The organism is Pantoea alhagi (genome assembly GCF_002101395.1).
Classification (GTDB): Bacteria; Pseudomonadota; Gammaproteobacteria; order Enterobacterales; family Enterobacteriaceae; genus Mixta; species Mixta alhagi.
On record NZ_CP019706.1, the window covers coordinates 3,717,191 to 3,740,365 of the forward strand.

Consider the following 23,175-nt stretch of genomic DNA (forward strand, 5'->3'; position numbering starts at 1 on the left):
CAAAAATATATAAATATCAGGCTGTCATATCATGATTGTTTTCTTGCACTATAAAAACATCATGTTATGATTTCATAGCTTTTAAATTAATCGGCAATTTTTACTACAGCAAAACACCTATCAGTAAGGGGACATGATGGTATCTCTCAGTAAGAATCAGACGATTTCGCTGGCTAAATCCAGCAGCGCAATTTCACAAATTCGTTTCGGCCTTGGCTGGGATCCTGCTAAAAAAAAGGGACTGTTTGGCAAACTTCTCGGTGGTGGTGACAGCATCGATCTTGATGCCAGTTGCGTGCTGCTCGATAATGCCGGTAACGTGCTGGATACCGTCTGGTTCCGCCAGATGCAGTCTAATGATGGCTCCGTGAAGCACAGCGGTGATAACCGCACGGGTGAGGGGGATGGCGATGATGAAACCATTGTTGCCGATCTGTCTCGCCTGCCTGCTAACGTTGAGCATCTGGTTCTGACGGTGAACAGCTTTACCGGCCAGTCTTTCAATGATGTAGAAAATGCTTTCTGTCGTGTGGTTGATCAGCAGGGTAAAGAGCTGGCCAGGTATACCCTGACTGAACAAGGCTCTCACACGGCAGTCATCATTGCCTCACTGCACCGCAACGGCGGTGAGTGGAACTTTACCGCCCACGGTAACGCATCGCGTGGTCGTACCATTCAGGATATGGCGTCCGACATTAAAGCGGTAGCGCGCTAATGAACTTGATGCCGGGGGCAATGCCCTCGTTCCCAACCAGTCGCTGGTGGTGCGGGTTTCCGCGGGCACACCCATTGATGTCTCCTCTTTCCGTTTGTATGACAACGGTAAGGTGCGCGGCGATCTGGATATGGTTTTCTACGGCCAACGTGAGAATGACGATAGCACCGTTCGTTACTCTTCATCCGGTAACGAAACCATGTTTACCGTCAGCCTGCCGCAGCTGCGATCTGACGTTCAGAAAATCGCTTTTACGGCTACGTGTGACGCTGGAAAAAACGTCTCTCAGGTCGAACGTCTTGCCATACAGGTAGAAGCGAACGGCAATGCCATCCTTCTTTGTGATGTTGATCTGGCTGGGCGCACTGAAGCCGCGCTTATTCTGGGCGAACTGTATCGTCGTAACGGGGAGTGGAAGTTCCGCTTTGTCTCACAGGGTTTCAATGGCGGGTTGAAACCGCTGGCCGAGCATTTTGGTGTGGATGTTGCCGATGCGCCATCGGCCCGTTCGACGCCCGTGCCAGCACCAGCACCAGCACCAACGCCAGCGGCTTCCCCTACGGTGAATCTCAGCAAGGTGAGTCTTACCAAAGAAAAGCCGTCTATTAGTCTTAAAAAGAAGGATGATTACGGCCAGATCCGCGTGAACCTTAACTGGAATCAGCGCGTGGGCAATAACAGCGGTGGCTTTTTCAAAAGCATGTTCAATAACAACAAAGGCATCGATCTTGACCTTGCCGCGTATGTTGAACTGTCAAACGGATATCGCACTATTGTTCAGGCGCTTGGCAACAAATTTGGCAGCGTACGTGATGAACCCTATGTAGAGCTTCAGGGGGACGATCGTACCGGTGCAGTCAGTAACGGCGAATGGATATATATCAACGGTACTGAATGGAAGCACATTCGCGAAGTGCTGATCTTCGCTTTCATCTATGAAGGCGTGCCGAGCTGGGAGAATACGGACGGCTCCGTCACTATCCACGTTCCGGATCAGCCTCCAGTGGAAACTTTTATGACGGAAGGGAACAACCGTCAAAATATGTGCGCCATTGCACGTCTGATAAACGAAGGTGGCGCAATCCGTGTAGAACGTATCAATCGCTATTTCAGCGGTCACCAGGAGCTTGATCAGGCTTTTGGCTGGGGATTCAACTGGAAAGCGGGTTCAAAGTAACCTGGGAGTAAACATGAGTTTTTTTAATACGCTTAAAGAGAAATTTAACGCGGGTCGCGATGAGCTAACAAAACAGGTAGGCCGTTATAAAAACCGCGCCTTTCTGGAAGGTACGGTTGCCGTTTGCGCACGCATTGCGGTTTCGAGCGACGGCGTGAGCGCAGAAGAAAAGCAAAAAATGATGGGCTTTCTTCGTGCTTCGCCTGAACTCAGCATTTTCGATACAACAGAAGTGATTACGTTTTTCGAAAAACTGGTGACATCCTTTTCTTTCGATCTGGAAGTTGGGAAGGGCGAAACCATGAAATACATTCTGGCGTTAAAAAATAAGCCTGAACAGGCACAACTGGCTGTACGCGTAGGTATCGCCGTTGCCAAAAGCGACGGCAATTTTGATGAAACCGAAAAAGCGAATGCGCGCGAAATTATCGAAGCCCTGGGCTTCCAGACAAGCGAATTTGGCCTTTAACGGGTAATAATTTTAAGTCTCTGGAGTTGATCACATGCAATCCACCCACATTGGGTTCCCGATAGAAACGGTCGCGGTGTTTTTACTGCTTTCAGTTGGTGCCATTTTCATCGATTTGTTTATGCATCGTCATGACAAGCCTATCTCCCTTAAAAGCGCCGCTGCATGGTCGGTTTTCTGGATCCTGATGGCGCTTGCTTTTGCGGGCTTCCTGTACGTTCATCACGGTGCGGAAGTGGCGAGTCTGTTCGTTACTGGTTACGCGCTTGAAAAAGTGCTTTCAGTAGACAATCTGTTTGTCATGATGGCTATTTTCTCGTGGTTTGCTATTCCGAACAATTACCGTCACCGCGTGCTGTATTGGGGCATCATCGGGGCGATTGTGTTCCGTGGTATTTTTGTCGCCATCGGCACCAGTCTGCTTGCGCTTGGCCCGTGGGTTGAGGTTGTGTTTGCCCTTATTGTTGGCTGGACAGCGGTAATGATGCTGAAAAGCGGCGATGATGGTGACGAGATCGAGGATTACTCTCAGCACTTTGCTTACCGAATGGTAAAACGCTTCTACCCGATTTGGCCGAAACTTAAAGGCAGCGCATTTGTGCTGAGCCAGAAAGAAGTTGATGCGGAACTGGCAAAACCCGAAAACGCCGACGTTCAGATTGGCCGACTGACAAAAGCGGGGCGTTACGCCACCCCAATGCTGCTTTGTTTAGCTGTCGTTGAGCTTTCAGATGTGATGTTTGCGTTCGACTCCGTACCAGCCGTTATCGCGGTCAGCCGTGAGCCACTGATTGTATACAGTGCAATGATGTTCGCTATTCTTGGTCTGCGTACCCTGTACTTCGTACTGGAAGGGCTCAAGCAATATCTCGTTCATCTGGAAAAAGCGGTTATTGTTCTGCTCTTTTTCATCGCGGTGAAACTGGGCCTGAACGCAACAGATCACTTCTTCCATCACGGTTATTCAATCAGTGCGACCGTCAGCCTTTATGTGGTAATGGGGGTTCTGGCACTGGGCATTATTGCAAGCCTGCTTTTCCCGGGTAAAGAAGAGCAGAATGACGAAGAACGCGGCTAAGCCGCGTCGTTAATCAAAGCATACCGAGTATGCATCACGACGATTTGAGGAAAACAACATGGCAGTGACTCTCTCTAAAGGCGGTAACGTATCCCTGGCTAAAGTGGATCCGTCACTGAAAAACGTGAAGATCGGTCTTGGCTGGGATACGCGTTCTACTGATGGTCAGGATTTCGACCTGGACGCCTCCGCTTTCCTGTTGACCGACGCAGGCAAGGTTCGCGGTGATAACGACTTCATTTTCTATAACAACCTGAAATCTTCAGACGGTTCCGTTACCCATACCGGGGACAACCGCACGGGCGAGGGTGAAGGTGATGATGAGTCCCTGGTGGTCGAACTGAACCGTGTTCCGCAGGATGTGACCAAAATTGTTTTTGTGGTCACCATTCATGATGCCGCAGCACGTCGTCAGTCGTTCGGCCAGGTCGCCAACGCCTTTATCCGCCTGGTCAACAACGATACAAACGTTGAAGCCGCACGTTATGATCTCTCCGAAGATGCCAGCACTGAAACCGCGATGCTGTTCGGTGAACTGTATCGTCATGCCGGTGAGTGGAAGTTCCGTGCCGTAGGCCAGGGCTATGCTGGAGGACTGGCATCCGTGTGTGCCCAGTATGGTATCAACGCGTCATAAAACGCGTTTCGCATTTACGCAGTAACTTACGCCCGCATTATCGGGGCAACAGACCAAAGCAAAGAGGATTTCATAATGGCAGTTAATCTGACTAAAGGCGGTAACGTAAACCTGTCTAAAGAAGCCCCTACCATGACCAAAGCGATTGTCGGTCTTGGCTGGGATGCGCGCGTCACGGACGGGCAGTCATTCGATCTGGATGCATCGGTGTTCCTGGTAGGCGCGGAAGGTAAAGTGCTTTCCGACCAGCACTTTGTTTTCTTTAATAACAGCACCAGCCCGGATGGTTCAGTTGTCCATCAGGGCGATAACCGTACCGGTGAAGGCACGGGTGATGATGAGCAGGTTAAAATCGCGCTCTCTACCGTACCGGCAGACGTGCAAAAAGCAGTGTTTGCGGTCACCATTTACGACGCGGAAACCCGTAAACAAAATTTCGGTATGGTATCTAACGCTTACATCCGTATCGTTAACGAAGACAACAATACGGAAATCGCTCGCTACGACCTGTCTGAAGATGCCAGCACTGAAACGGCGATGATCTTCGGTGAGTTGTATCGTCACAACGGTGAGTGGAAATTTAAGGCCGTTGGGCAGGGCTTTGCGGGTGGTCTGGCAGCGCTGGCTGCCCAGCATGGTGTCTCTGTTTAAGAGCGTTCAAATCTCAAGCCTCTTCCCTGTGAAGGGGCTTTTTTTTTGCCTGTGTGGGCAGGGTTAACAAAGGGGAAGGGTATGGAACTGGCTCCCGGTCAGAATACCGCTATTCATGCGAACAATATCGAAGTAAAACTAACCTACATCCAGCGAAATGATTTTCACAGTGATATAGATGCCTCCGCCTTTTTACTGGGCGTTAATGAAAAGGTTTCAGGCGACTTGGATATGATTTTCTTCAACCAGCCACAAAACGCGAATAAAAGCGTGGTGATGGAGGCTAGGCCAGGTGAAGCTGTTTTCAGAATTAATTTAGCGGGCGTTCCTGCTACAGTGAATAAAATTGCCGTGACGGTTGTTATCGACGGGAAAGATACGCTGGATGGCCTTCAGGAACTGAAACTTATGTGTGACGGACATACGTTTCCGATCCAAATTGCAGGACGAACGGAAAAGGCGTTGATTGTCGGGCATATTTACAGACATAACGGTATGTGGAAACTTCGCGCTGTTGGTCAGGGTTTTAATGGCGGATTACATCCGCTGGCACTGCATTTTGGGGTGGATGTATCAAATCCCGAACCGGCCCCGGTACCCACCGTCAGCCTTGAGAAAAAGCTGTCTAAAGCACCGAAGCTGGTCAGTCTGGCGAAACCCATAACCGTCAGTCTGGAAAAACACCGGTTAAAAGAAGTGAAGGCGCAGGTGGCCTTTGTTCTTGATGCTTCTGGTTCAATGTCGGGGCAATTCAGGCGCGGTAATGTGCAGGCGGTTCTTGAACGCGTTACGGCGCTGGCCGTGCAGTTTGATGATGACGGTGCGATGCCCGTCTGGGCTTTTGGGGAAAAGTTCAAACGCTATGACGATGTGACGCTGGATAATATTGAGGGCTATATCGAGCGCATCCGTAATGAGGGCAAGCGCAGCATGTGGGAAGTGCTGCCGGGGCTGGGCGGTACGAACAATGAACCACCTGTGCTGGACGCTATTAATCAAGAATTTAAGGACTCAACGCTGCCTGTCTATGTCGTGTTCATTACTGATGGTGGGATCAGCAAGACGCGCCTGATCAAAGACAAATTGCGGGAATCGGCAAACTTGCCGGTGTTTTACAAATTCCTCGGTCTGGGTGGCTCGAATTATGGCATCCTTGAATCACTGGATAAATTTTCCGACAGGCTTGTTGATAATACGCATTTTTTCCCCGTTGATGATTATGAAAAGGTCAGCGACGAGACGCTCTACGATCAACTCTTGATTGAATTCAGGGAGTGGATCGATACTGCAAAAGCAAAACGTATTCTGCGTTAAGATGAGTACCGGCCTTCAGGCCGGGCTCGTTAGCTTCGCACGAGCAGTCAGCTTTATCGCGACGCTCCCATTATCTCCAGAGAGCAGGATAAGAGGGAGTGCAGCCTTTATCACAAAATCCCATTCTGGTCGGGCGGGGGCAACGCCTTTTTTTCAAGTCCAGCCAATAATAAACCAGTAAGAATTTTCCTTTTCCAGTCTCAGCTCGATATAAATAAAAGCAATGTCTCTCCCGCTTATTTAAAGATTTTGCCGATTATAGTCGGATCTAAAGCCCATTGTTTTCGGTGATTAATTAACCTCTCTAATCGAGTGGATAAAATTTAATCAACGACAAAGGCACAGCTATTACTTATAGCTGTAGAAGAAAAAAGTATAGCGTTACGAGCGCTATCACACTTTGCCTCTGTTCCGGGACGTGATTGATCCCGGTGTACACCAGTGAACGTTTCCGCCTTTGTGGAAACCTTAACGCTAATGCCGCAAACGAACGCTGTAGCGCTGCTACGGCACTGTTTCGTGCGCGTCATATAACCCTCTGGTGTATAAGGAGTTTATTATGTCTTCAGACAGTACTAATCTTCGCAGCGAGAGTGGCCTGGTTACCAGCGCCATTCAGGCGGCACCGCCGATTACTATAGATAGCTTTTCCGGTGACGGCCTGCTTAACGGCCGGGAAAAGCAGGTTGAGCAGCTTATCTCTGGCCGCGTCTCTGCGGATATCGCCGTGGGTGAAAGAGTTGATATTGAGGCGTTTGGCCAACGCTGGCATACCACCGTTGGTAATGACCGCGTCTGGAGCGTAAATCTCCCTTCCCGTGATGTCTTGTTATTTCCTGCCGGTGATGGCGTGATCTCCGCCGTGGTTAGCGATTTAGAGGGTAATCAGCGGTTCGCAGCGAAAGAAGTTACTGTCCAGGCTGGATCCGGCAATGAATATTCTGCCCGCATTGAGATCAATACTGTTGGTGACTATGCCATCCGTGATGCCATCGTCGCGGGAGAAGACCTTTCATTTACTGGCCGCACCTATAACGTTGCCAGCGGAAAAACGGTCACGGTAACGATTAACGATCAGGACTATACCGCGCAGGTGCAGCCGGGGGGATTCTGGCGTATCACGCTACCCAATGAAGATCTTCAGACGCTACCAGATGGCAGAGTATCGCTACTGGCTTCTGTGGCCGATCTGACGGAAACCGCAGCAACCTCACAGCAGCTATTGGTGGCGCACAGCGTAACGGAGGGAGGAAGCTTAACGCTTAACCCCATCACAGGAGATAATATTGTTGACGCCAATGAAGCGCGAGGGTGGTTAAAGGTGAACGGTACCAGCGAGGGGATTACCACTGGAAACACCGTTGAGGTCGTCATAAACGACATTTACCACTATGCGCTCATTCAGGAAGATGGCACCTGGGAAGTCACGCTAACGCAAAGTGAAGTACAAAGCCTGAATGAAGGCGATAATTACGCTTATGTAAACACCTATGATGAATTTTATCGTTATAGCTCTGATATTGCCGATTTCATTGTTGATCGTTTTCCCCCTTACCAGCCTATTACCATTGATGACGTCATTGGAGACAGCAATTTTAATGGCAGAGAGAAGCGTGTCGATCAGGTTATTTCCGGCATGCTGGATGAAACCGATAATGACTGGCTCCAGCTAACCGTAATGTTAAACGGTAAAAGCTATAATGCCACGATAACCAGTGAAGGGGCCTGGAGTGCTGTGATCCCCAGCGCGGATATGTTGGCGCTGCCGGAGGGTAATGTACTGTTACGCGCTCAGGCCTTGAGTGAAAGCGGCGATATTTACACCAATAATAAAGTTATTGATGTTACTGCAGGCCTGGGGAACAACTACTCGGCGCGGGTCACGCTTGATCCACTCGCTGATGATAGCGTGCTTAATGCGCTGGAGAACTATCAGGATCTCCTGATTAGCGGCAGGGCTTACAATGCGGCAAGCGGTAAAATAGTGACGGTCACCCTCAATGGCGAACATTACACCACCGAGGTACAGGATGGCGGTTACTGGAATCTTAATATTTCCTGGATCGACCTTCATTATCTGAAGTTAGGAAGCGCGACGCTGCTGGCCAGCCTGGCCGATCTCGGTGAGACAGCGACCAGCGTCCAGATCATCAACGTCGACAGGCCTCAGCCTCAAATTACTATCGATCCTTTTACCGGTGATAACGTGCTTTCCTATGCGGAAAGCCAGGATAATCAGGTGATAACCGGAACCTCGCAGCATATCCAGCGAGGGCAGACCATTACGGTTACGCTCGGTGAAAAGGAATACTCGACGGTGACCTCCACCGATAACGACTGGTCGATATTTGTCCCTGCTGCGGATTTACAGGCGCTGACGAATAATAGCGAACTGATTGAAGTACGGGTGACCACAGAGTGGGAGCAGGACGTCAGCGCCTCTGAACTTGTGCAGATTCAGGCTCCTCCGAGGTCCGGTATCACCATGTCGCCCATTAGCGAAGACCAAATCCTGACGCCGGAAGAGGCGCTTAGTCCGCTTACGATTAGTGGGACACTTCAAGGCACGTTTTCTCCCGGCAGTGAGATTGAAATGATCATTGGTGAGAGTATGTATTACACGATCCCGGAAGGGTCAGCGTGGAGCTTTACGCTTACACCTGCGGACCTGGCGCGGCTGGAGGAGGGATCAAATACGGTCTATGTGCGAACCAATGATGCCTTTGGACGCGAAGTGACGGCAGTGCAGTCACTGCTGGTAGATAAGGCTGATACGGCCGATGCGCTGACGCTGGATACGTTAGGGATGCAGGCGAGTCACGAGCAGGACATCATGCAATTGCTGGCCAGTGAAAATCAGGAAGCAGAGTCATCGCAGGCAGGCATAACGATGCCAATGGAAACGCAGATTTCGCTGGCGGAAACGGTCAGCGAAATCTGGAATCCCGTTACGCAGGACAGGGTGAGTGGATCGTCAAATCTGCCGGTTATAGAGAATACGCTGGCAGAAGTATTGGTTCAGCATAATCTGGATACCCGCATTGTGTGATTGATCGGTCAGGAGTGGGGAATTTTTCTGCTCCTGACCATTTGCTTTATCAAACAGTGAACTGCGCCGCACCAGTAATGACTATTAAACCCAGCAGTGCAGTTATTGATAACCGCATGGTTCCCTCTTTATTTTTTTAGCATAAAACACCATAAACGCCAGCTGGCCAACTGCTCTAAACAGGGCTTTATGCTACACCAGTCCTAATATCTCTCATTTTCTGAACTACCCGCTCTAAAACAACCCTATGTTCTTGAACCTGTTATATAGAGCTAGCTAACTCTTCAAGTTTTTTAGCCATGAGCCTTAGAAAATCAGGATCGCGGGGTAGCTCCATTGTTGTATGGCTCTCGCCAGCCTGTTCGCCAGCATAATTAACAAAAATTTTGCTGTGGGTCCAAGTTAGATATAGCGCCTTAGCGTCCATACTAAAATGCTTACCTTTGCGATCTAATGGCTCGACTTGGTAACTTTCATTAGGGAAGGGGATATAACAACCAGCTTGTGTCTTACGCATTTTTTTAACCTTTTCTTTTTACTGGAGTACGTCGCATTACTTTACATTAGTGAAGGTTGAAAAATATCGGCATCAGTTTCTCGCTGTATGCTTGGTTGAGTTTCCTAAAGCATCAAGAATGAGGCCAAAATCAGTGAATCCTCCAAAATCCAAAGCGAGGCCTACCGCTGAGGCTTTTGGATCATCTTTGCTAAGCCAGATGATGCTCAGCTGCTCGTCAACGCCCAGGGCATTGTGCAAATTTCTTGGTAATTCACACTGACCAAAAGCACACTGAAACGCAGCCATGGCCTCATAAAATTTCCCGAAGACCTCACGCTTCGGCAGCAGAAACATTGACCATCGTTTTCTCAGCCGAAGAAGGCTAACGTTATCTAGAGAATATTTGGTCAAAATGCCAGTGAGCGGTATTGGGTAACTCAGACGAACAGCCTGATGTCTGGCAGCGGCAAAATGATGTGATCCGCCAGCGTTATGCCAGTGAATCCGTCGCTTAGCCCATGTAAAATCGGAAAAACGCATATCATCAAGCCTAATTTCACCATGATCCATATTCTTATGGAGATGTTCAATCGTTATTGGTTCGACAAATTCTCTACAGCGTATCAACGGAAATTCATCAATATGGCTAATGTCGTGCGACATGGATTTAGAGGCGGAAATCCCGGTTACTTCAACAATATCAAGCCTGTGATTTTCGAATACATGCGTTTTAATAAGAGTCTTCAGCTCAGGTATAAATAGATGTTCCATTTCAAGAATGTGACGCCGATTACCAGGATGTCGATAATCAATTTGGTATTCAGTGCTGTGATCGTAGCGTGCAATACCTTTCCACTCATCCCAACGTATCACTGAGCGCGTCCACATTGTATCTGGGGCTGGTTTAATCGGAAGGGGGCTAAGAGATCCCTCCTCGATGTAGCGAAGTAGTTGCTGAGGCCGCATCAGCTTGTGACAAATGTCTTCATAAAAATATCGGATTATATTTTTCCAAAAAGGCAGTATTGAAGGATAAATTACCTCCCTTAAATCCTTACGGTTATCCATATTACTTCCTGATTATTTTAACCCTGTAACCAATAGCCTTATCGGGGCTAGTAAGTCAACCCATTAAAATATTTCTTTAATCATTGTTGAAAGCGGCTCGAGAAGCCACCATAACAGATGAGTCCCAGCGATAGTGCAGGGCATAAAAAGGAGTAAAAAATGACCGACATTAATAACCTGATCTCTGCGGCATCTCCGCATATCCCATTCCGCAGCGAAAACGCCGCACAGCAGTTTCTTTCTCAGCATACGGTAAGTGATCAGGCTGCCCTGGTTAGTGCCTTATACATTGGTCGTGATCATCTACATGACGACAAAATTCAGCCAAACTACGTACCAAATGGCATAGTTTTTGACCGGAACTTTCATACTTATGGAGTAACATCCGGGCGCTGGCTAATTGAGCCGACAGACTTTGCCCGCATTCTTTATGAGAAAAACTCTCAACTGACTGATTATTTTACTGCTTTCCAACGCTGCGCTAAGGCATCAAGATACGTTCTAGCGAAGTTCTAAGGCTGTGAGCTTAGCCACCAGAAGAATGATATACAGGCCGCTTTAGCGTCTTTTTTTGTGTCTCATAGAGAACCAGGTGATCATCGAGGGGGAGCACCGATTACAAGTTTCAACAGAACTTATTGATTTATTTATTTATTTAACATAATATACATTATGCGCACCAATGATAAGGATGGCGGAATCTGGCGGGAATCGTTGACACTGACCGTCAACTGGCTACTATCGACGATGATTCTACGTTACCCGTTTCTCCAGACGAACTCACTTAGTCATATATCTGGCCAGCAGCGCTGATTTTCGGCGGTGCTTTGCCTTTGCTGCTGCTGCCGGTGTTCATCTGGTTATTACCTGAGTCGGCGCTTAATCTGGTGGTGCGTAAGGCACCACGGGCACAAATTGCCGCTCTGTTGAATCGTATGGGAGGCCATTTTGGTAATGACAGCGCCTTTATCCTTAACTCTCCCGGCATCAAACGCAACAGCACTATTACAGAGCTGTTTCGTCATGGCTTTGCACGCGGCACCATTATTCTCTGGCTGACCTATTTTATGGGGCTGTTCGTTATTTATTTGCTGAACGGCTGGCTGCCGACCATTATGCGCTCGGGCGGTATCTCACTGGAACAGGCCGCTATTATCGCCGGGTTATTCCAGCTGGGCGGTCCGGTGGGTGGCGTTATCGTCGGCGCGCTCATGGATAAGCTGCGTGCTAAATGGGTTATTGGCGTGGTCTATTTCATCGGCTGCGCTTGTCTGATCACGCAAGGCGTATTTGGGCTGAGTGGCGTGGCGCTGGGCGTGATTATTTTTATCACCGGTATGTGTATCAACGGCGCACAAAACGGACTTCAGGTCTATTCCCCCGCTTACTATCCAACTGAGATCCGGGCCACCGGCGTAAGCTGGATGCATGGCATTGGTCGCATTGGCGCTATCCTGAGCTCATCCCTGGGCGGTCTGTTAATGGGGGCTTTTCCTGGCCAGTCTGCCATCTTCTTTATCCTTGCCCTGCCCGCGCTGCTTGCCGCCATCAGCATTGTGGCGCATCGCAACGTGCAGTTGACGATGAAAATCAAAGGTGCAGGACTTGGTGAAATCCCGGCCCTGTCGGAAACGTTAAATAACCGATAAGCATGTAACCGTAATCGGGCTGGGAGCTAACCTGGATCCCCAGCCCGATCCCGATCCTTGCGCCCTGAGCTGATTAACTTTATATAATGGGACTTATATAAAGTCAGGACAGCGGTTTTTCAGACAGGTATCATGGTCAGCTCTTTTAAGAGGATGATATTTGGCCCTTGTTTTGACGCCGCTACGTAAATTCTGCAGGGTAACTGCCCTGCTTCTTGCTCAGATTTCACGTAGCGCGATCGGCATTAAAGCGGTTATTTACCGGGCAAAAATGACAAAAATTATTCAACAGAGTGCGCAATTACCGGCGTTAAGCGCTGATGAGGATATCGCCGGGCAACTGCGTGCCTTTGTGCAGGATCGGGAAGCCTTTTCGCCTAATACCTGGCGTCAGTTACTGAGCGTTATGCGAATTTGCCATCAGTGGGCCACCGAGAACGATCGCCGCTTTTTGCCAATGGCACCGGAAGATTTGCGGGATTATCTGACGTTTTTACAGGCGAACGGACGGGCCTCTTCCACTATCGCCACCCATGCATCATTGATTTCCATGCTTCATCGTAATGCCGGGCTGCTGCCACCCAACACCTCTCCTGCGGTGTTCCGGGCGATGAAGAAGATCAACCGCATGGCTGTAGTGTCAGGAGAACGAACCGGACAGGCCGTTCCTTTCTGCCTGTCAGATTTAAAAGCCCTGGATGTGCGCTGGCAAAACTCAGCGCAATTAAAAGAGATGCGTAATCTGGCATTTCTGCATGTTGCATACAGTACGCTATTACGCGTCAGCGAGCTGGCGCGCCTGCGGGTCAGTGATATTACGCGCGCCGAAGACGGCCGTATTATTCTGGACGTCGCCTGGACAAAAACCATTGTTCAAACCGGCGGCTTGATCAAAGCGCTCAGCACGCTCTCCTCACAGCGCCTCACGGAATGGATACAACTTGCCGGCCTTGCTGCTGAACCGGATGCCTTCCTCTTCTGTCCGGTACATCGCACCAATAAAGCGTTGATCACCACGCACCGGCCTTTAAGCACGCCGGCGCTGGAGGATATTTTTATTCAAGCCTGGCGAGAGGCAGGACAGAGTCGGCCAAAGGGCAACAAGAACCGCTATCGTGGCTGGAGCGGACACAGCGCTCGCGTTGGTGCCGCTCAGGATATGGCAAAACAGGGTTATGCCGTGGCGCAAATTATGCAGGAAGGCACCTGGAAAAAACCGGAAACGCTGATGCGTTATATTCGTAATGTTGATGCCCATACCGGAGCGATGATCGATCTGATGGAAAAGAAAAGTGGCCAGCGTTAACACCACCCGTCAGCTCAGCCAGGCAGGCTGCCGGAATTTTCATCAAACGCAACGCTTATGGATGTACAGACGTCTGGATGTATATTATAGTGTTTTTCTAACACTTATAAGGGAACTACAGAATGAAAAAAACACTGCTCACGGTCCTGCTTGCTGCATCAGTAACGTTGCTCAGCGCCTGTGATAAAGACAGCGATAATAAAATCAAAGTCGCGATTAACACCGGACCCGACCAGCAGTTATGGGAAACTGTTAAACAGGTTGCTCATGATAAATATAAGCTGGATGTGGATGTGGTGGCGTTTAATGATTATGTACAGCCGAACGAAGCGCTGTTTAACAAAGATGTCGATGCTAACGCCTTCCAGAGCCTGCCCTATCTGGAAAAACAATCGAAAGAGCGTGGCTATCGCTTTGCAGTGATCACCCACACTTTCGTCTTCCCGATCGCAGGTTACTCACACAAAATCAAAACATTAAAAGAGTTGCCGGATGGCGCAACCATTACGATTTCCAATGAGGCCACGACGCTGGGCCGCAGCCTGCTGCTGTTACAGGCGCAGGGATTGATCACCGTTAAGCCAGAGGCTGGCCTGCTGCCAACCACGCTGGATATTACCTCTAACCCGAAAAAACTTAAGTTTGTTGAGGTAGATACGCCGCAGCTGGCCCGTACCCTGGACGATCCGCAGGTTTATATCTCTATTATCAATAACAACTTCGCCGCGCTGGTCAATCTGTCTGCCTCTCGCGATGGCATGTTTATGGAAGGCAAAGCCTCTCCTTATGTGAATGCTATTGTGGCGCGTGAAGATAACAAAGACAGCCCGAATGTTCAGAAGCTGAAAGAGGCCTTCCGCTCGCAGGAAGTGCTCGACAAAGCCAACGAACTGTACAAAGGCGATATTATCAAAGGCTGGTAATTTCCTCTGATACAGGCCGCGCAAGCCACGCTTGTGCGGCTTTTTTCTGCTTATCTGTTTCTTGTCCAACCCGTTTAGGTGATTTCCGCGAGCTTTGCGGTACGGTAACACTGCTTGCGGCATGCTCTCATTTCTCCTTTATCAACGCGGATTTTGATAAAACACGCATGGCGCAATCGCTATCCATGAATGCTTATTTGTGTCACTGAACTGCGCTGGTATGGCGCGGCACCCTGTTTACTCCCTGCGTTTTTAGCCATTTCTCCGTTAGCTGTTACACTTAAGTATGCCCGACAGACAGGAGAAATTATGAAATTAGGCTTTGCTTGCAAATATCTTACTGCTGATTTAAAGCAGCCTTTCCCGCTCAAAGCCACCACCAGGAAGCGTTTTCTGAGTCTGAATAATGAACAAAGAACCCTTCTTATTTATGAGTTAGCTAAAAACAACCTGGTTAATTTATTTCAAACGCTGGAGCAGTTGGCTTTGCTGCCCGAAGATTTACGCATGATGCGTATTGGCAGCGATCTGTTGCCGTTATATACCGTTCCCGAAGCAACAGATTTATATCAGGAATTTTTACCTGATCTTTATCCGTTATTTATTAAATGCGGTGATTTTGCCAGGGGCAATAATATCCGTCTCTCTTTCCATCCGGGACAATATTCCGTGCTGGCTTCAGAGGATGAGTCAGTGGTAATTCGGGCTATTGAAGATGTTGAATATCATGCACTTTGTGCAAAATTAATGGGTTATGGCCGCACGTTTCAGGATTTTAAGATCAATATCCATATGAATGGACGAAAAGGATTCACCGGTTTTCAACAGGCGTTCGGCAAACTAAGTCCGGAAGCGCGGTTAATGTTGACCGTTGAAAATGACGAAATTTCCTGTTCGCTGGACGATGTATTACAGGCCAAAGCGCTCTGTGCGGTGGTTTTAGATATTCATCATCACTGGGTAAAGGAAAATGAATTTATTAAGCCTGATGATCCGCGTATTGAACAAGTAAAGGAATCATGGCGCGGTGTGCAACCCGTTTTGCATTATTCAATATCGCAGGAAGGTTTAATTCCTGAAGAGGGTTTTCCCGATCAGGCTGCATTGGGTTTATCAAAAATGAAATTCCGCTCCCATTCAGATTATTATTTCAACAATACGCTGAACGACTGGGCATTATCGTTTGTTGATTTCGATATTATGTGCGAAGTGAAAATGAAAAACCTTGCCAGAGATCGGCTCTACCAGTACCGGCAGGCGTCCCGATAGCTGCAGACGCAAAGCGTTACGACTAACGAGGTTTTATGAAAATCAGAAGATTTAGGGGTTCTACGCCGGAACCGCCAAAATTTCCGGCGCGAGGTTTTTAGTGATCTTTCGGCACCTCAATGACTCCATCTGCAATGCCCTGTGCCAGCCTTTCCATCCATTTTGCAAAGCGAAAGAATGATATTGAAATATTCTGACTCAATGCCCGATTCCAGTATTCGGTACATCTTGATTGTTGCTTTTTCAGTGTACGGCCTTCACATACGGCTCGATACAGAACAGGTGTTGTTTGGTCAAATCCTTTTACTATCGTGCTCGGGCTATGAACGCGCGTTCCGGTAAGTTTGCCCCAGCACAACTGCCAACAATCGGCGATCCGTTTTCATCTTCAAGCCATAAATGTGCGGGAGTGGACATATAATTTCCTTATCAGTGATAATTTAAATAACTGTCATATTCACGCTGTCACCATTTACAGTAACGCGTAAAAATAACAATCATAACTATGGCGAATACGCCTATAGGCCAGACAGGGCTGTCAGGGAAAAAATATCCCTGAAGCAGCGCGAAAATAATCGTGAGGATCACTGGTCCGTACAACGATGATAAAAACCTGAGTTGCCACATTAGAAATTTCTTAAGTGATTGAAACATGGTTATCTGATCATCCGGGTGATAATATTTGCTATGCCAGAATCAGACGACCATTGCGCTTCAAGGGCACCTGCGCGCTCGAATAGCGGCTCAATCAGAAAATACATCATTTCCAGTTGTTGCATGTAAAGTGCTGAGTAATAAGCTGGGTATTGGACGTGTAAACGACGGGCGCTATCCGCCGCTTTCTGAACCAGTCCATATGTAGCCACAACCCCCGCAACCGTACCCGCTGCACGTCCCGTAATGGCACTGAGTTGCATACTTAGATTCAATCCAATACGCACGCTGGTAGCGACCGCTAAAGCGTACCCTGCACCTGTAAGGGTGCTGGCAGCGATATGGACATTCGCGGCCATAAGCGCTTTTTTAATATGCTCTAATTGTGCATTAGTTTTGTATTTGAATATTTCCTCAAAGTAGATCCGAAGCATTTCATAGACAACGTCACCATGCTGAATAATGCGAATAACAGCATTCCTGAAGCGCAAATCTTCCGTCTTTTGCTGCTGGCAAACATCGTTGTATTCATCGGTGAAACAGGACGTGTAATACAACAGGCGGGTCGCCCCCTTTCCTAATGTATCAACCTGGTTTCTAACCTGTTCGCCGACGGCAGAAACAGCATGGTCTAGCTTCAGTGCAAGAATTTTGTTGGCCTGTAGGTAATTGATGACTTCATTGTTGTTGTACATAACCGCTCCATGCTAATTTTCATTAAATCCATTTTTCCATTATTTCCCACGGGAAAGCGTCCGATAGACTGTGGGGCGGGAGACGGAAAATAATTCAGCCAGATCGCTGATAGAGTACTCGCCGCTTCCGTGCATCCTGCAAAGCTCTTTCTGCTGTTTATCTGACAGCTTCGGCTGTTTCCCCCGCAGGTACGTATAAGGAGCCGTCAAAGAGATTAATATCGTACCAGTGATATGAGACAACGTCAGCCGTGATTTTCTCTGAAGCACAAATTTAAATTTTCACTGTTCGCAGAACGATCCTCTTACGGACATAATTAATCGGGGTCAGGATGACTACTCGTGGCAAAGCGACAGGCAAAAGTGAACGACTGGCTGTTTTAAGTAATGCAGAACAGGAAGCGCTGTATGGCCTCCCTGATTAACGGCTGGAATATCTTGCTTTGGATGAATCTGAGCTGGCGCTGGCCTGTAGCCGTCAGGGGCTTCAAGTAGTGAAATTATTGACCTGGATGAGCTGGTTGCCGAGCTGAAACTGAGGCGTGTATAGCTTAACGTGAGTTTTCGTTCCACTGAGCACCAGACTCCGTATACTGAAGGCGGATTTTTCTTAATCAGGATGCTTTATGTTTGGTCGCTCCCTCTCTTCTGGCAAGCACGCTCTGATGGTTGTCGTCACGCCACTGGTGCTGCTGGCGCTGTATTGTTGGTGGAACTGGGATGATTTTCTGGCCTGGAGCCTGGCGACGCAGATTACTCTGCATCGTTACCTGGTACTGCATCTGCTGCAAATCAACAACGGTCAGTACAGCGGCGGGCTGTGGCTGTTGTTCTTCACCTTTCTCTATGGCGTTTTGCATGCGGTTGGACCGGGACACGGTAAGTTTGTTGTCACTACCTGGTTAAGTACCCAACCGCAGCATGCATCTGCCGCGCGGCGAGCGGTACCGCTGGTTGGCAGCCTGGTTCAGGGACTCAGCGCCATTCTGTTTGTGTTTATTCTGGCGGTGGGTTTTAACCTGGTAGCGGGTGAATTAAGCCTTAGCCGTTGGGTTATGGAAAAGGTCAGTGCGCTGCTGATCGCCGCTTTTGGTGGCTGGATGTTGCTACGTGGATTGCGCAGTTTTTCTTTCTCTCATCATGATACCCATCAGCCATGCGGCTGCGGTCATCATATGCCGCTGGCTCAGCCCGCAAACTGGAAAGAGCTGTCTGGCGTAATGATGGCCATCGGCTTACGTCCCTGTAGCGGCGCGATTACCGTTTTATTGTTTTCGAATGCAATTGGTATCGTGACATGGGGCATGCTGGCGGTGATGACTATGGCGCTGGGCACCGGCCTCTCCCTGTTATTGCTGGCTATGGCGGTAAGCCGTTTGCGCGATACCGTCGCCGCTGTTTGGCTTCGCGATTCGCCTGCCGCCGCCAGCATTATGGCGCTGGTCCGCATTGCCGGTGGCGTACTGCTGCTGCTTTTTGCTCTGATCCTGTTTCTTACCGTAGTGCCGGTCAGTCCGGGCGGAGACTTTATTGCAGCGGGCTGCTAACGAATCACCAGACGATGAAAGGTTTTCAGCAGCGCATCCACTTTTGGCAGCAGCTGTTTCTTGCGCGGCCAAACCAGCCAAAGCGGCAGGCCATCCAGCATTAGCTGTGGCAGGATGATCTTCACCCTGCCCGCCTGCTCTGCTTCCCGTATCAGCCATGTCGCCATCTGGGCGATACCCAGACCGGCGCTGACTGCGCTTAGCTGTGCTTCGCTATCGCCAAAGGCCAGCCTGGCGTTTACCGTCCGGCTGGCGACACGGCCGTCGGCTGCCATAAAGCGCCAGGGCGTGGTGGTGCCATCCACCCGTTCATAGGCCACAGCGCGATGCTGCTGCAGCTCATCGAAACTCTGCGGCGTACCGTGGCGCTGCAGATAGTCCGGCGCGGCGCAAAATACCAGCTGCTCGTTGCCCAGATAGCGCACCCCCAGCGAGGCGGGATAATCCGCCGGGCCGCCGATGCGCACCGCAATATCGATATTCTCCTCAAACAGATCGACAAAGCGATCGGCAAAAGTCATGTTGATTTGCAGGTCGGGATAATCGCGGCAGAAGTCATTGATTAACGGCATCACGTGCGAGCGGCCAAAGGTCATCGGCACTGCGACGCGCAGGCGTCCAACCGCATGGGTACGCTGTGCCGCCAGCACCGTTTCTGCCTCGCTCAGCTCATTCACCACGCGTTGACAGGTTTGATAATAGGCTTCTCCGGCGTCGGTCAGCCGCAGAGTACGCGTGGTGCGCTCAAACAGCCGCGATCCCAGGCGCTGCTCCAGTCTGGCTATACTTTTACTGACAGCTGAGCTGGTCAGATTCAGCCGCTCCGCTGCCGCGCTGAAGCTGCCCGCTTCTACCGTTGCCACAAACGGCATAATACCCTTAAGCAAATCATTGCCAGTCATAATTCATGAATCCATTTCTGAAATGTTGTGAATTTATACCGCAGATATGAAATTAATTCCGCACTATGCTTAACAGCATCTGTTACAGGAGGCGTAATGAGTAAAAAAGCATTGATTATTGGCGTAAGCGGCGTAGTTGGCAGCGCGCTGGCAGAAAAATTACAGGCGGATGGCTGGGACGTTTACGGCCTTTCGCGCGGACGCGCGCCGGTGCCGCAGGGCTGTCACTCTCTGACCGCCGATCTCACCTCGGCGGAATCGGTTAACGCCGCGCTAAAAGATTTCCATTTTGACAGCCTGTTCTTTAGCGTCTGGTCGCGCCAGGCCAATGAGAAAGAGAATATCCGGGTAAACGGTGCGATGGTGCGCAACGTTCTTGAAGCGATGGGCGAGCGCCTGAAAGGCAGCCATGTCGCGCTGGTTACCGGTCTGAAGCACTACCTTGGCCCGTTTGACGCCTATGGTAAAGGCAGCGTGCCAATGACGCCGTTCCGCGAAGAACAGGGACGTCAGCCGGTCGATAACTTTTACTATGCGCAGGAAGATGAGCTGTTCGCCGCTGCCGACAAATATGGCTGCACCTGGAGCGTACATCGCCCGCATACCATTATCGGCTATGCGCTGGGCAATGCGATGAATATGGGGCAGACGCTGGCCGTCTACGCTACCCTGTGCAAAGAAACCGGCAAGCCCTTTATTTTCCCGGGTTCAGAAGCGCAGTGGAATGGCGTTACCGATATGACGGATGCCAGCCTGCTGGCGGAGCAGCTGGAATGGGCGGCGACGTCCCCCGCTGCACAAAATCAGGATTATAACGTGGTAAACGGCGACGTGTTCCGCTGGAAATGGATGTGGGAGCAGATCGCCGATTACTTTGGGATTAAGGCGGCGCCGTTCCCCGGCGAGATCCAGCCGCTGGAAGGCCGCATGCTGAATGCCGATCATGACTGGGAAATTATTGCTGATAAATATCAGCTGCGCGAAGCGGACATTAACCGCCTGGTTTCCTGGTGGCATACCGATGCCGATCTCGGTCGCCCGATGGAAGTCTTTACCGACATCAGCAAAAGTCGCAAGGCAGGCTTTACCGGATACCGCTCTACGCGCGATGCCTTCTTTACGCTGTTTGATAAGCTGAAGGCTAACCGCATTATCCCATCCTGATCCCACACAAAAGACTGGCCGGAACGCGACAGTTTACAGGGCGATCCGGCCATCCTCTCTTTCTACCTTTTTCTGCACCAGACGCTTTTTTCTGAATTTATTGACGCTGTGAAGACAACCTCCCATCATGCTGCGCATCTAACGTAACGGAGAAGATTGTCGTGGCTGAACTCAGCAATGCTTTACTGGAAGAGATCCTGCAGCAGGTGCGCCCTTTAACGCGTCAGGGAAAAGTGGCTGACTATATTCCGGCGCTGGCTCAGGTATCGCCTGACTATCTGGGTATCGCGGTGCTCACCCGCGAAGGCACGCTGTATCAGGCTGGCGATGCTGATGTCCGTTTCTCTATTCAGTCGATCTCCAAAGTGTTGTCGCTGACGCTGGCACAAACGCGTTATCAGGAACAGGAGATCTGGCAGCGCGTGGGTAAAGAGCCTTCCGGCCAGCCGTTTAACTCGCTGGTGCAGCTGGAGATGGAACGCGGTAAGCCGCGCAATCCCTTTATCAATGCGGGCGCGCTGGTGATTTGCGATATGCTGGAAACCCGTCTGACCGCCCCGCGTCAAAGGATGCTGGAGGTAGTGCGTCAGCTGTGTGATGAGCCATCGATTAACTACGATCGTTATGTTGCCCGCTCCGAGTTCGATCACTCGGCGCGCAACGCCGCTATTGCCTGGCTGATGAAGTCCTTTGGAAACTTTGATAATGATGTACCCGGCGTGCTGCAAACCTATTTTCATTACTGTTCGCTGGCGATGAGCTGTCAGGAACTGGCGCGTTGCTTCTTTTATCTGGCCAACCAGGGTTGTCCGCTGGGCGAGACAACGCCAATACTGACGGTACGTCAGACGCGCCAGATCAACGCCCTGCTGATCACCAGCGGAATGTATGACGGCGCAGGCGAATTTGCCTGGCGGGTAGGAATGCCTGCCAAATCGGGCGTGGGCGGAGGAATTATTGCCATTATTCCCGGAGAGATGACGATCGCGGTCTGGTCGCCAGGCCTTGATGCGTCCGGCAACTCCCTGGCAGGCACCGCAGTGTTGGAATTGCTCTCCGAGCAGCTCGGCTGTTCAATCTTTTAAGGGGCGCGAACAGACAAGTTGCACCCTAAAGCAGCGTTGAGCATGCCTTCTGCCCTGTAAATGCGCAATCGCAGCGGTGACATCGCCCTTTTTGGCACCTGCATAGCTGGTACAAAAGTTGCAGTTTCCTGCTATCAACAGCAAGGAGAGAGCAATGAAAGCGATCGTAATCGGTGGCGGTATTGGCGGGATGTGCGCAGCGCTGGCGCTGGAACAGAGCGGTTATCAAACCGAGGTGTATGAAGCGGTAAAAACCATCCGTCCGGTGGGCGCGGCGATTTCCATCTGGCCAAACGGCGTTAAATGCCTGAACTTCCTGGGGTTGAAAGCGCAGCTGCAGGCGTTGGGCGGCAATATGGCTTTTATGGCCTATAACGATTTCCGGCACGGACAAACCCTTACCCGCTTCTCCATGACGCCGCTGGTGGAAAGCGTTGGTGAACGCCCCTATCCGGTAGCGCGCGCTGATTTGCAGGCGATGCTGCTCGATCGCTACGGCGCACAGCGCGTTAACTTCGGCAAGCGCGTCAGCCATATTGAACAGGATGCCACGGGCGTCACCGCCTGGTTTGAGGATGGCAGCGAAGCACGCGGCGATTTTTTGATCGCTGCCGACGGCACGCATTCGGTAATCCGCCCCTCGGTAACCGGCCAGCGCGCTGAGCGGCGTTATGCCGGCTACGTTAACTGGAACGGCCTGGTCAGCATTGATGAAACCATTGCTCCCGCCGATCAGTGGACCACCTTTGTTGGTGAAGGCAAACGCGTCTCTTTAATGCCGGTCAGCGGCAACCGCTTTTACTTTTTCTTTGATGTGCCGTTGCCGCAGGGACTGGCGGAAGATCGCAGTAGCGTAAAAGCGGACTTAGCCCGCTATTTTAGCGGCTGGGCCGAACCGGTGCAGAGGTTGATCGCCGCGATTAACCCGGAAACCACCAACCGTATTGAAATTCATGATATCGATCCTTTCCCGCAGTTGGTCAAAGGCCGGATTGCGCTCCTGGGCGATGCCGGACACAGCACCACGCCGGATATTGGCCAGGGCGGCTGCGCTGCTATGGAAGATGCGGTGGTGCTGGCATTAACCCTTCAGGCACACTCGCTGGGCATCGAGGATGCGCTGCGGCGCTATGAGGCTCGCCGTGTGGATCGGGTCAAAGATCTGGTGTTGAAGGCGCGTAAACGCTGCGATGTGACCCACGGTAAACAGCCTGAGGTAACGCGTGCCTGGTATGAAGAACTGAAGCGGGAAACCGGCGAACGGATCCTGAGCGGTATGCAGGAGACCATTGTCGGCGGCCCGCTGGCGTGAAAAGCCGGGCTT

19 protein-coding genes and 5 pseudogenes are annotated in these 23,175 nt (G+C 50.4%); 17 read left to right on the forward strand and 7 right to left on the reverse strand.

Annotated features, from left to right (window positions below):
* The first annotated feature begins 136 nt into the window (after positions 1–136).
* From B1H58_RS17535 to B1H58_RS17570, 8 genes are all read left to right on the forward strand, one after another.
* The gene (locus tag B1H58_RS17535; protein ID WP_085071735.1) at positions 137–715 is read left to right on the forward strand and encodes a TerD family protein; all 579 of its coding nucleotides are present in this window, start codon (positions 137–139) and stop codon (positions 713–715) included.
* 46 nt (positions 716–761) lie between these two features.
* Positions 762–1,892, forward strand: coding sequence for a TerD family protein (locus tag B1H58_RS17540; protein ID WP_418304130.1), 1,131 nt, complete (start codon positions 762–764; stop codon positions 1,890–1,892).
* A 13-nt stretch (positions 1,893–1,905) separates the two neighbouring features.
* On the forward strand, positions 1,906–2,361 hold the full coding sequence (locus tag B1H58_RS17545) for a tellurite resistance TerB family protein (protein ID WP_085071737.1): 456 nt from the start codon (positions 1,906–1,908) through the stop codon (positions 2,359–2,361).
* 34 nt (positions 2,362–2,395) lie between these two features.
* Positions 2,396–3,439 carry a TerC/Alx family metal homeostasis membrane protein gene (locus B1H58_RS17550; protein ID WP_085071738.1) on the forward strand — a complete coding sequence of 348 codons (1,044 nt, stop codon included), beginning with the start codon at positions 2,396–2,398 and terminating at the stop codon, positions 3,437–3,439.
* Positions 3,440–3,497: 58 nt separating this feature from the next.
* Positions 3,498–4,076: a TerD family protein gene (locus tag B1H58_RS17555; protein ID WP_085071739.1), complete on the forward strand. Its 579-nt coding sequence runs from the start codon at positions 3,498–3,500 to the stop codon at positions 4,074–4,076.
* Between the two features lie 75 nt (positions 4,077–4,151).
* A complete protein-coding gene (locus B1H58_RS17560; RefSeq protein ID WP_085071740.1) occupies positions 4,152–4,727 on the forward strand; it encodes a TerD family protein in 576 nt (191 codons plus the stop codon).
* Positions 4,728–4,808: 81 nt separating this feature from the next.
* Complete coding sequence (locus tag B1H58_RS17565; protein ID WP_085071741.1) at positions 4,809–6,041, forward strand: VWA domain-containing protein; 1,233 nt, start codon at positions 4,809–4,811, stop codon at positions 6,039–6,041.
* A 559-nt stretch (positions 6,042–6,600) separates the two neighbouring features.
* Positions 6,601–9,090, forward strand: coding sequence for an Ig-like domain-containing protein (locus B1H58_RS17570; RefSeq protein ID WP_085071742.1), 2,490 nt, complete (start codon positions 6,601–6,603; stop codon positions 9,088–9,090).
* Positions 9,091–9,352: 262 nt separating this feature from the next.
* Here B1H58_RS17570 and B1H58_RS17575 read toward each other — a convergent pair whose 3' ends face one another.
* Positions 9,353–9,607, reverse strand: a complete 255-nt coding sequence (locus B1H58_RS17575; protein WP_085071743.1) for a hypothetical protein — start codon at positions 9,605–9,607, stop codon at positions 9,353–9,355.
* Between the two features lie 72 nt (positions 9,608–9,679).
* Positions 9,680–10,657, reverse strand: coding sequence for a DUF6685 family protein (locus B1H58_RS17580; RefSeq protein WP_085071744.1), 978 nt, complete (start codon positions 10,655–10,657; stop codon positions 9,680–9,682).
* A gap of 159 nt (positions 10,658–10,816) precedes the next feature.
* Between B1H58_RS17580 and B1H58_RS17585 the strand changes: the two genes are divergently transcribed.
* The 5 genes and pseudogenes from B1H58_RS17585 to B1H58_RS17605 all read left to right on the forward strand — a co-directional run bounded on the left by B1H58_RS17585 (position 10,817) and on the right by B1H58_RS17605 (position 15,804).
* Positions 10,817–11,173 carry a hypothetical protein gene (locus B1H58_RS17585; protein ID WP_085071745.1) on the forward strand — a complete coding sequence of 119 codons (357 nt, stop codon included), beginning with the start codon at positions 10,817–10,819 and terminating at the stop codon, positions 11,171–11,173.
* A gap of 275 nt (positions 11,174–11,448) precedes the next feature.
* A pseudogene (locus B1H58_RS17590) lies at positions 11,449–12,306 on the forward strand (MFS transporter); the annotation flags it as partial.
* 271 nt (positions 12,307–12,577) lie between these two features.
* Complete coding sequence (locus tag B1H58_RS17595; RefSeq protein ID WP_085072358.1) at positions 12,578–13,612, forward strand: tyrosine-type recombinase/integrase; 1,035 nt, start codon at positions 12,578–12,580, stop codon at positions 13,610–13,612.
* 122 nt (positions 13,613–13,734) lie between these two features.
* The gene (locus B1H58_RS17600; protein WP_085071746.1) at positions 13,735–14,535 is read left to right on the forward strand and encodes a MetQ/NlpA family ABC transporter substrate-binding protein; all 801 of its coding nucleotides are present in this window, start codon (positions 13,735–13,737) and stop codon (positions 14,533–14,535) included.
* 309 nt (positions 14,536–14,844) lie between these two features.
* Positions 14,845–15,804: an apurinic/apyrimidinic endonuclease family protein gene (locus B1H58_RS17605; protein WP_085071747.1), complete on the forward strand. Its 960-nt coding sequence runs from the start codon at positions 14,845–14,847 to the stop codon at positions 15,802–15,804.
* Between the two features lie 97 nt (positions 15,805–15,901).
* Here the strand turns inward: B1H58_RS17605 and B1H58_RS21235 are convergent.
* The 4 genes and pseudogenes from B1H58_RS21235 to B1H58_RS21240 all read right to left on the reverse strand — a co-directional run.
* A pseudogene (locus B1H58_RS21235) lies at positions 15,902–15,982 on the reverse strand (arylsulfatase regulator); the annotation flags it as partial.
* Positions 15,966–16,221: pseudogene (locus B1H58_RS17610) on the reverse strand (type VI secretion system tube protein Hcp); the annotation flags it as partial. The pseudogenes B1H58_RS21235 and B1H58_RS17610, both read right to left, overlap by 17 nt.
* Before the next feature lie 239 nt (positions 16,222–16,460).
* Positions 16,461–17,153 (reverse strand): hypothetical protein, encoded by a 693-nt coding sequence (locus tag B1H58_RS17620; RefSeq protein WP_085071749.1) that lies wholly within the window; start codon positions 17,151–17,153, stop codon positions 16,461–16,463.
* Positions 17,154–17,192: 39 nt separating this feature from the next.
* Positions 17,193–17,342, reverse strand: a pseudogene (locus B1H58_RS21240) (helix-turn-helix domain-containing protein); the annotation flags it as partial.
* A 527-nt stretch (positions 17,343–17,869) separates the two neighbouring features.
* Here B1H58_RS21240 and B1H58_RS17635 point away from each other — a divergent pair.
* A pseudogene (locus B1H58_RS17635) lies at positions 17,870–18,700 on the forward strand (nickel/cobalt transporter); the annotation flags it as partial.
* Here B1H58_RS17635 and B1H58_RS17640 read toward each other — a convergent pair.
* Positions 18,697–19,602: a LysR family transcriptional regulator gene (locus B1H58_RS17640; RefSeq protein ID WP_085071751.1), complete on the reverse strand. Its 906-nt coding sequence runs from the start codon at positions 19,600–19,602 to the stop codon at positions 18,697–18,699. The pseudogene B1H58_RS17635 and the gene B1H58_RS17640 overlap by 4 nt on opposite strands.
* Positions 19,603–19,698: 96 nt before the next feature.
* On the opposite strand from B1H58_RS17640, the gene B1H58_RS17645 reads away from it, so the two are divergent.
* The 3 genes from B1H58_RS17645 (at position 19,699) to hpxO (ending at position 23,163) form a co-directional block, all read left to right on the forward strand.
* Positions 19,699–20,766, forward strand: a complete 1,068-nt coding sequence (locus B1H58_RS17645) for an SDR family oxidoreductase (protein ID WP_085071752.1) — start codon at positions 19,699–19,701, stop codon at positions 20,764–20,766.
* Positions 20,767–20,927: 161 nt separating this feature from the next.
* Entirely contained in the window at positions 20,928–21,851 is a 924-nt protein-coding gene (gene glsB / locus B1H58_RS17650; protein WP_085071753.1) for a glutaminase B, read from the forward strand.
* Between the two features lie 154 nt (positions 21,852–22,005).
* Entirely contained in the window at positions 22,006–23,163 is a 1,158-nt protein-coding gene (hpxO, locus tag B1H58_RS17655; RefSeq protein ID WP_085071754.1) for an FAD-dependent urate hydroxylase HpxO, read from the forward strand.
* The last annotated feature ends 12 nt before the right edge of the window (positions 23,164–23,175 follow it).

Bases quoted from the DNA above. Each gene is read 5' to 3' on its own strand.
- B1H58_RS17605 (WP_085071747.1), top strand. From the start codon at position 14,845: ATGAAATTAGGCTTTGCTTGCAAATATCTTACTGCTGATTTAAAGCAG.
- B1H58_RS17640 (WP_085071751.1), bottom strand. From the start codon at position 19,602: ATGACTGGCAATGATTTGCTTAAGGGTATTATGCCGTTTGTGGCAACG.
- B1H58_RS17580 (WP_085071744.1), bottom strand. From the start codon at position 10,657: ATGGATAACCGTAAGGATTTAAGGGAGGTAATTTATCCTTCAATACTG.
- B1H58_RS17645 (WP_085071752.1), top strand. From the start codon at position 19,699: ATGAGTAAAAAAGCATTGATTATTGGCGTAAGCGGCGTAGTTGGCAGC.
- B1H58_RS17570 (WP_085071742.1), top strand. From the start codon at position 6,601: ATGTCTTCAGACAGTACTAATCTTCGCAGCGAGAGTGGCCTGGTTACC.
- B1H58_RS17560 (WP_085071740.1), top strand. From the start codon at position 4,152: ATGGCAGTTAATCTGACTAAAGGCGGTAACGTAAACCTGTCTAAAGAA.
- B1H58_RS17595 (WP_085072358.1), top strand. From the start codon at position 12,578: ATGACAAAAATTATTCAACAGAGTGCGCAATTACCGGCGTTAAGCGCT.
- B1H58_RS17565 (WP_085071741.1), top strand. From the start codon at position 4,809: ATGGAACTGGCTCCCGGTCAGAATACCGCTATTCATGCGAACAATATC.
- B1H58_RS17550 (WP_085071738.1), top strand. From the start codon at position 2,396: ATGCAATCCACCCACATTGGGTTCCCGATAGAAACGGTCGCGGTGTTT.
- B1H58_RS17555 (WP_085071739.1), top strand. From the start codon at position 3,498: ATGGCAGTGACTCTCTCTAAAGGCGGTAACGTATCCCTGGCTAAAGTG.
- B1H58_RS17545 (WP_085071737.1), top strand. From the start codon at position 1,906: ATGAGTTTTTTTAATACGCTTAAAGAGAAATTTAACGCGGGTCGCGAT.
- B1H58_RS17535 (WP_085071735.1), top strand. From the start codon at position 137: ATGGTATCTCTCAGTAAGAATCAGACGATTTCGCTGGCTAAATCCAGC.
- hpxO (WP_085071754.1), top strand. From the start codon at position 22,006: ATGAAAGCGATCGTAATCGGTGGCGGTATTGGCGGGATGTGCGCAGCG.
- B1H58_RS17600 (WP_085071746.1), top strand. From the start codon at position 13,735: ATGAAAAAAACACTGCTCACGGTCCTGCTTGCTGCATCAGTAACGTTG.
- B1H58_RS17620 (WP_085071749.1), bottom strand. From the start codon at position 17,153: ATGTACAACAACAATGAAGTCATCAATTACCTACAGGCCAACAAAATT.
- B1H58_RS17585 (WP_085071745.1), top strand. From the start codon at position 10,817: ATGACCGACATTAATAACCTGATCTCTGCGGCATCTCCGCATATCCCA.
- B1H58_RS17575 (WP_085071743.1), bottom strand. From the start codon at position 9,607: ATGCGTAAGACACAAGCTGGTTGTTATATCCCCTTCCCTAATGAAAGT.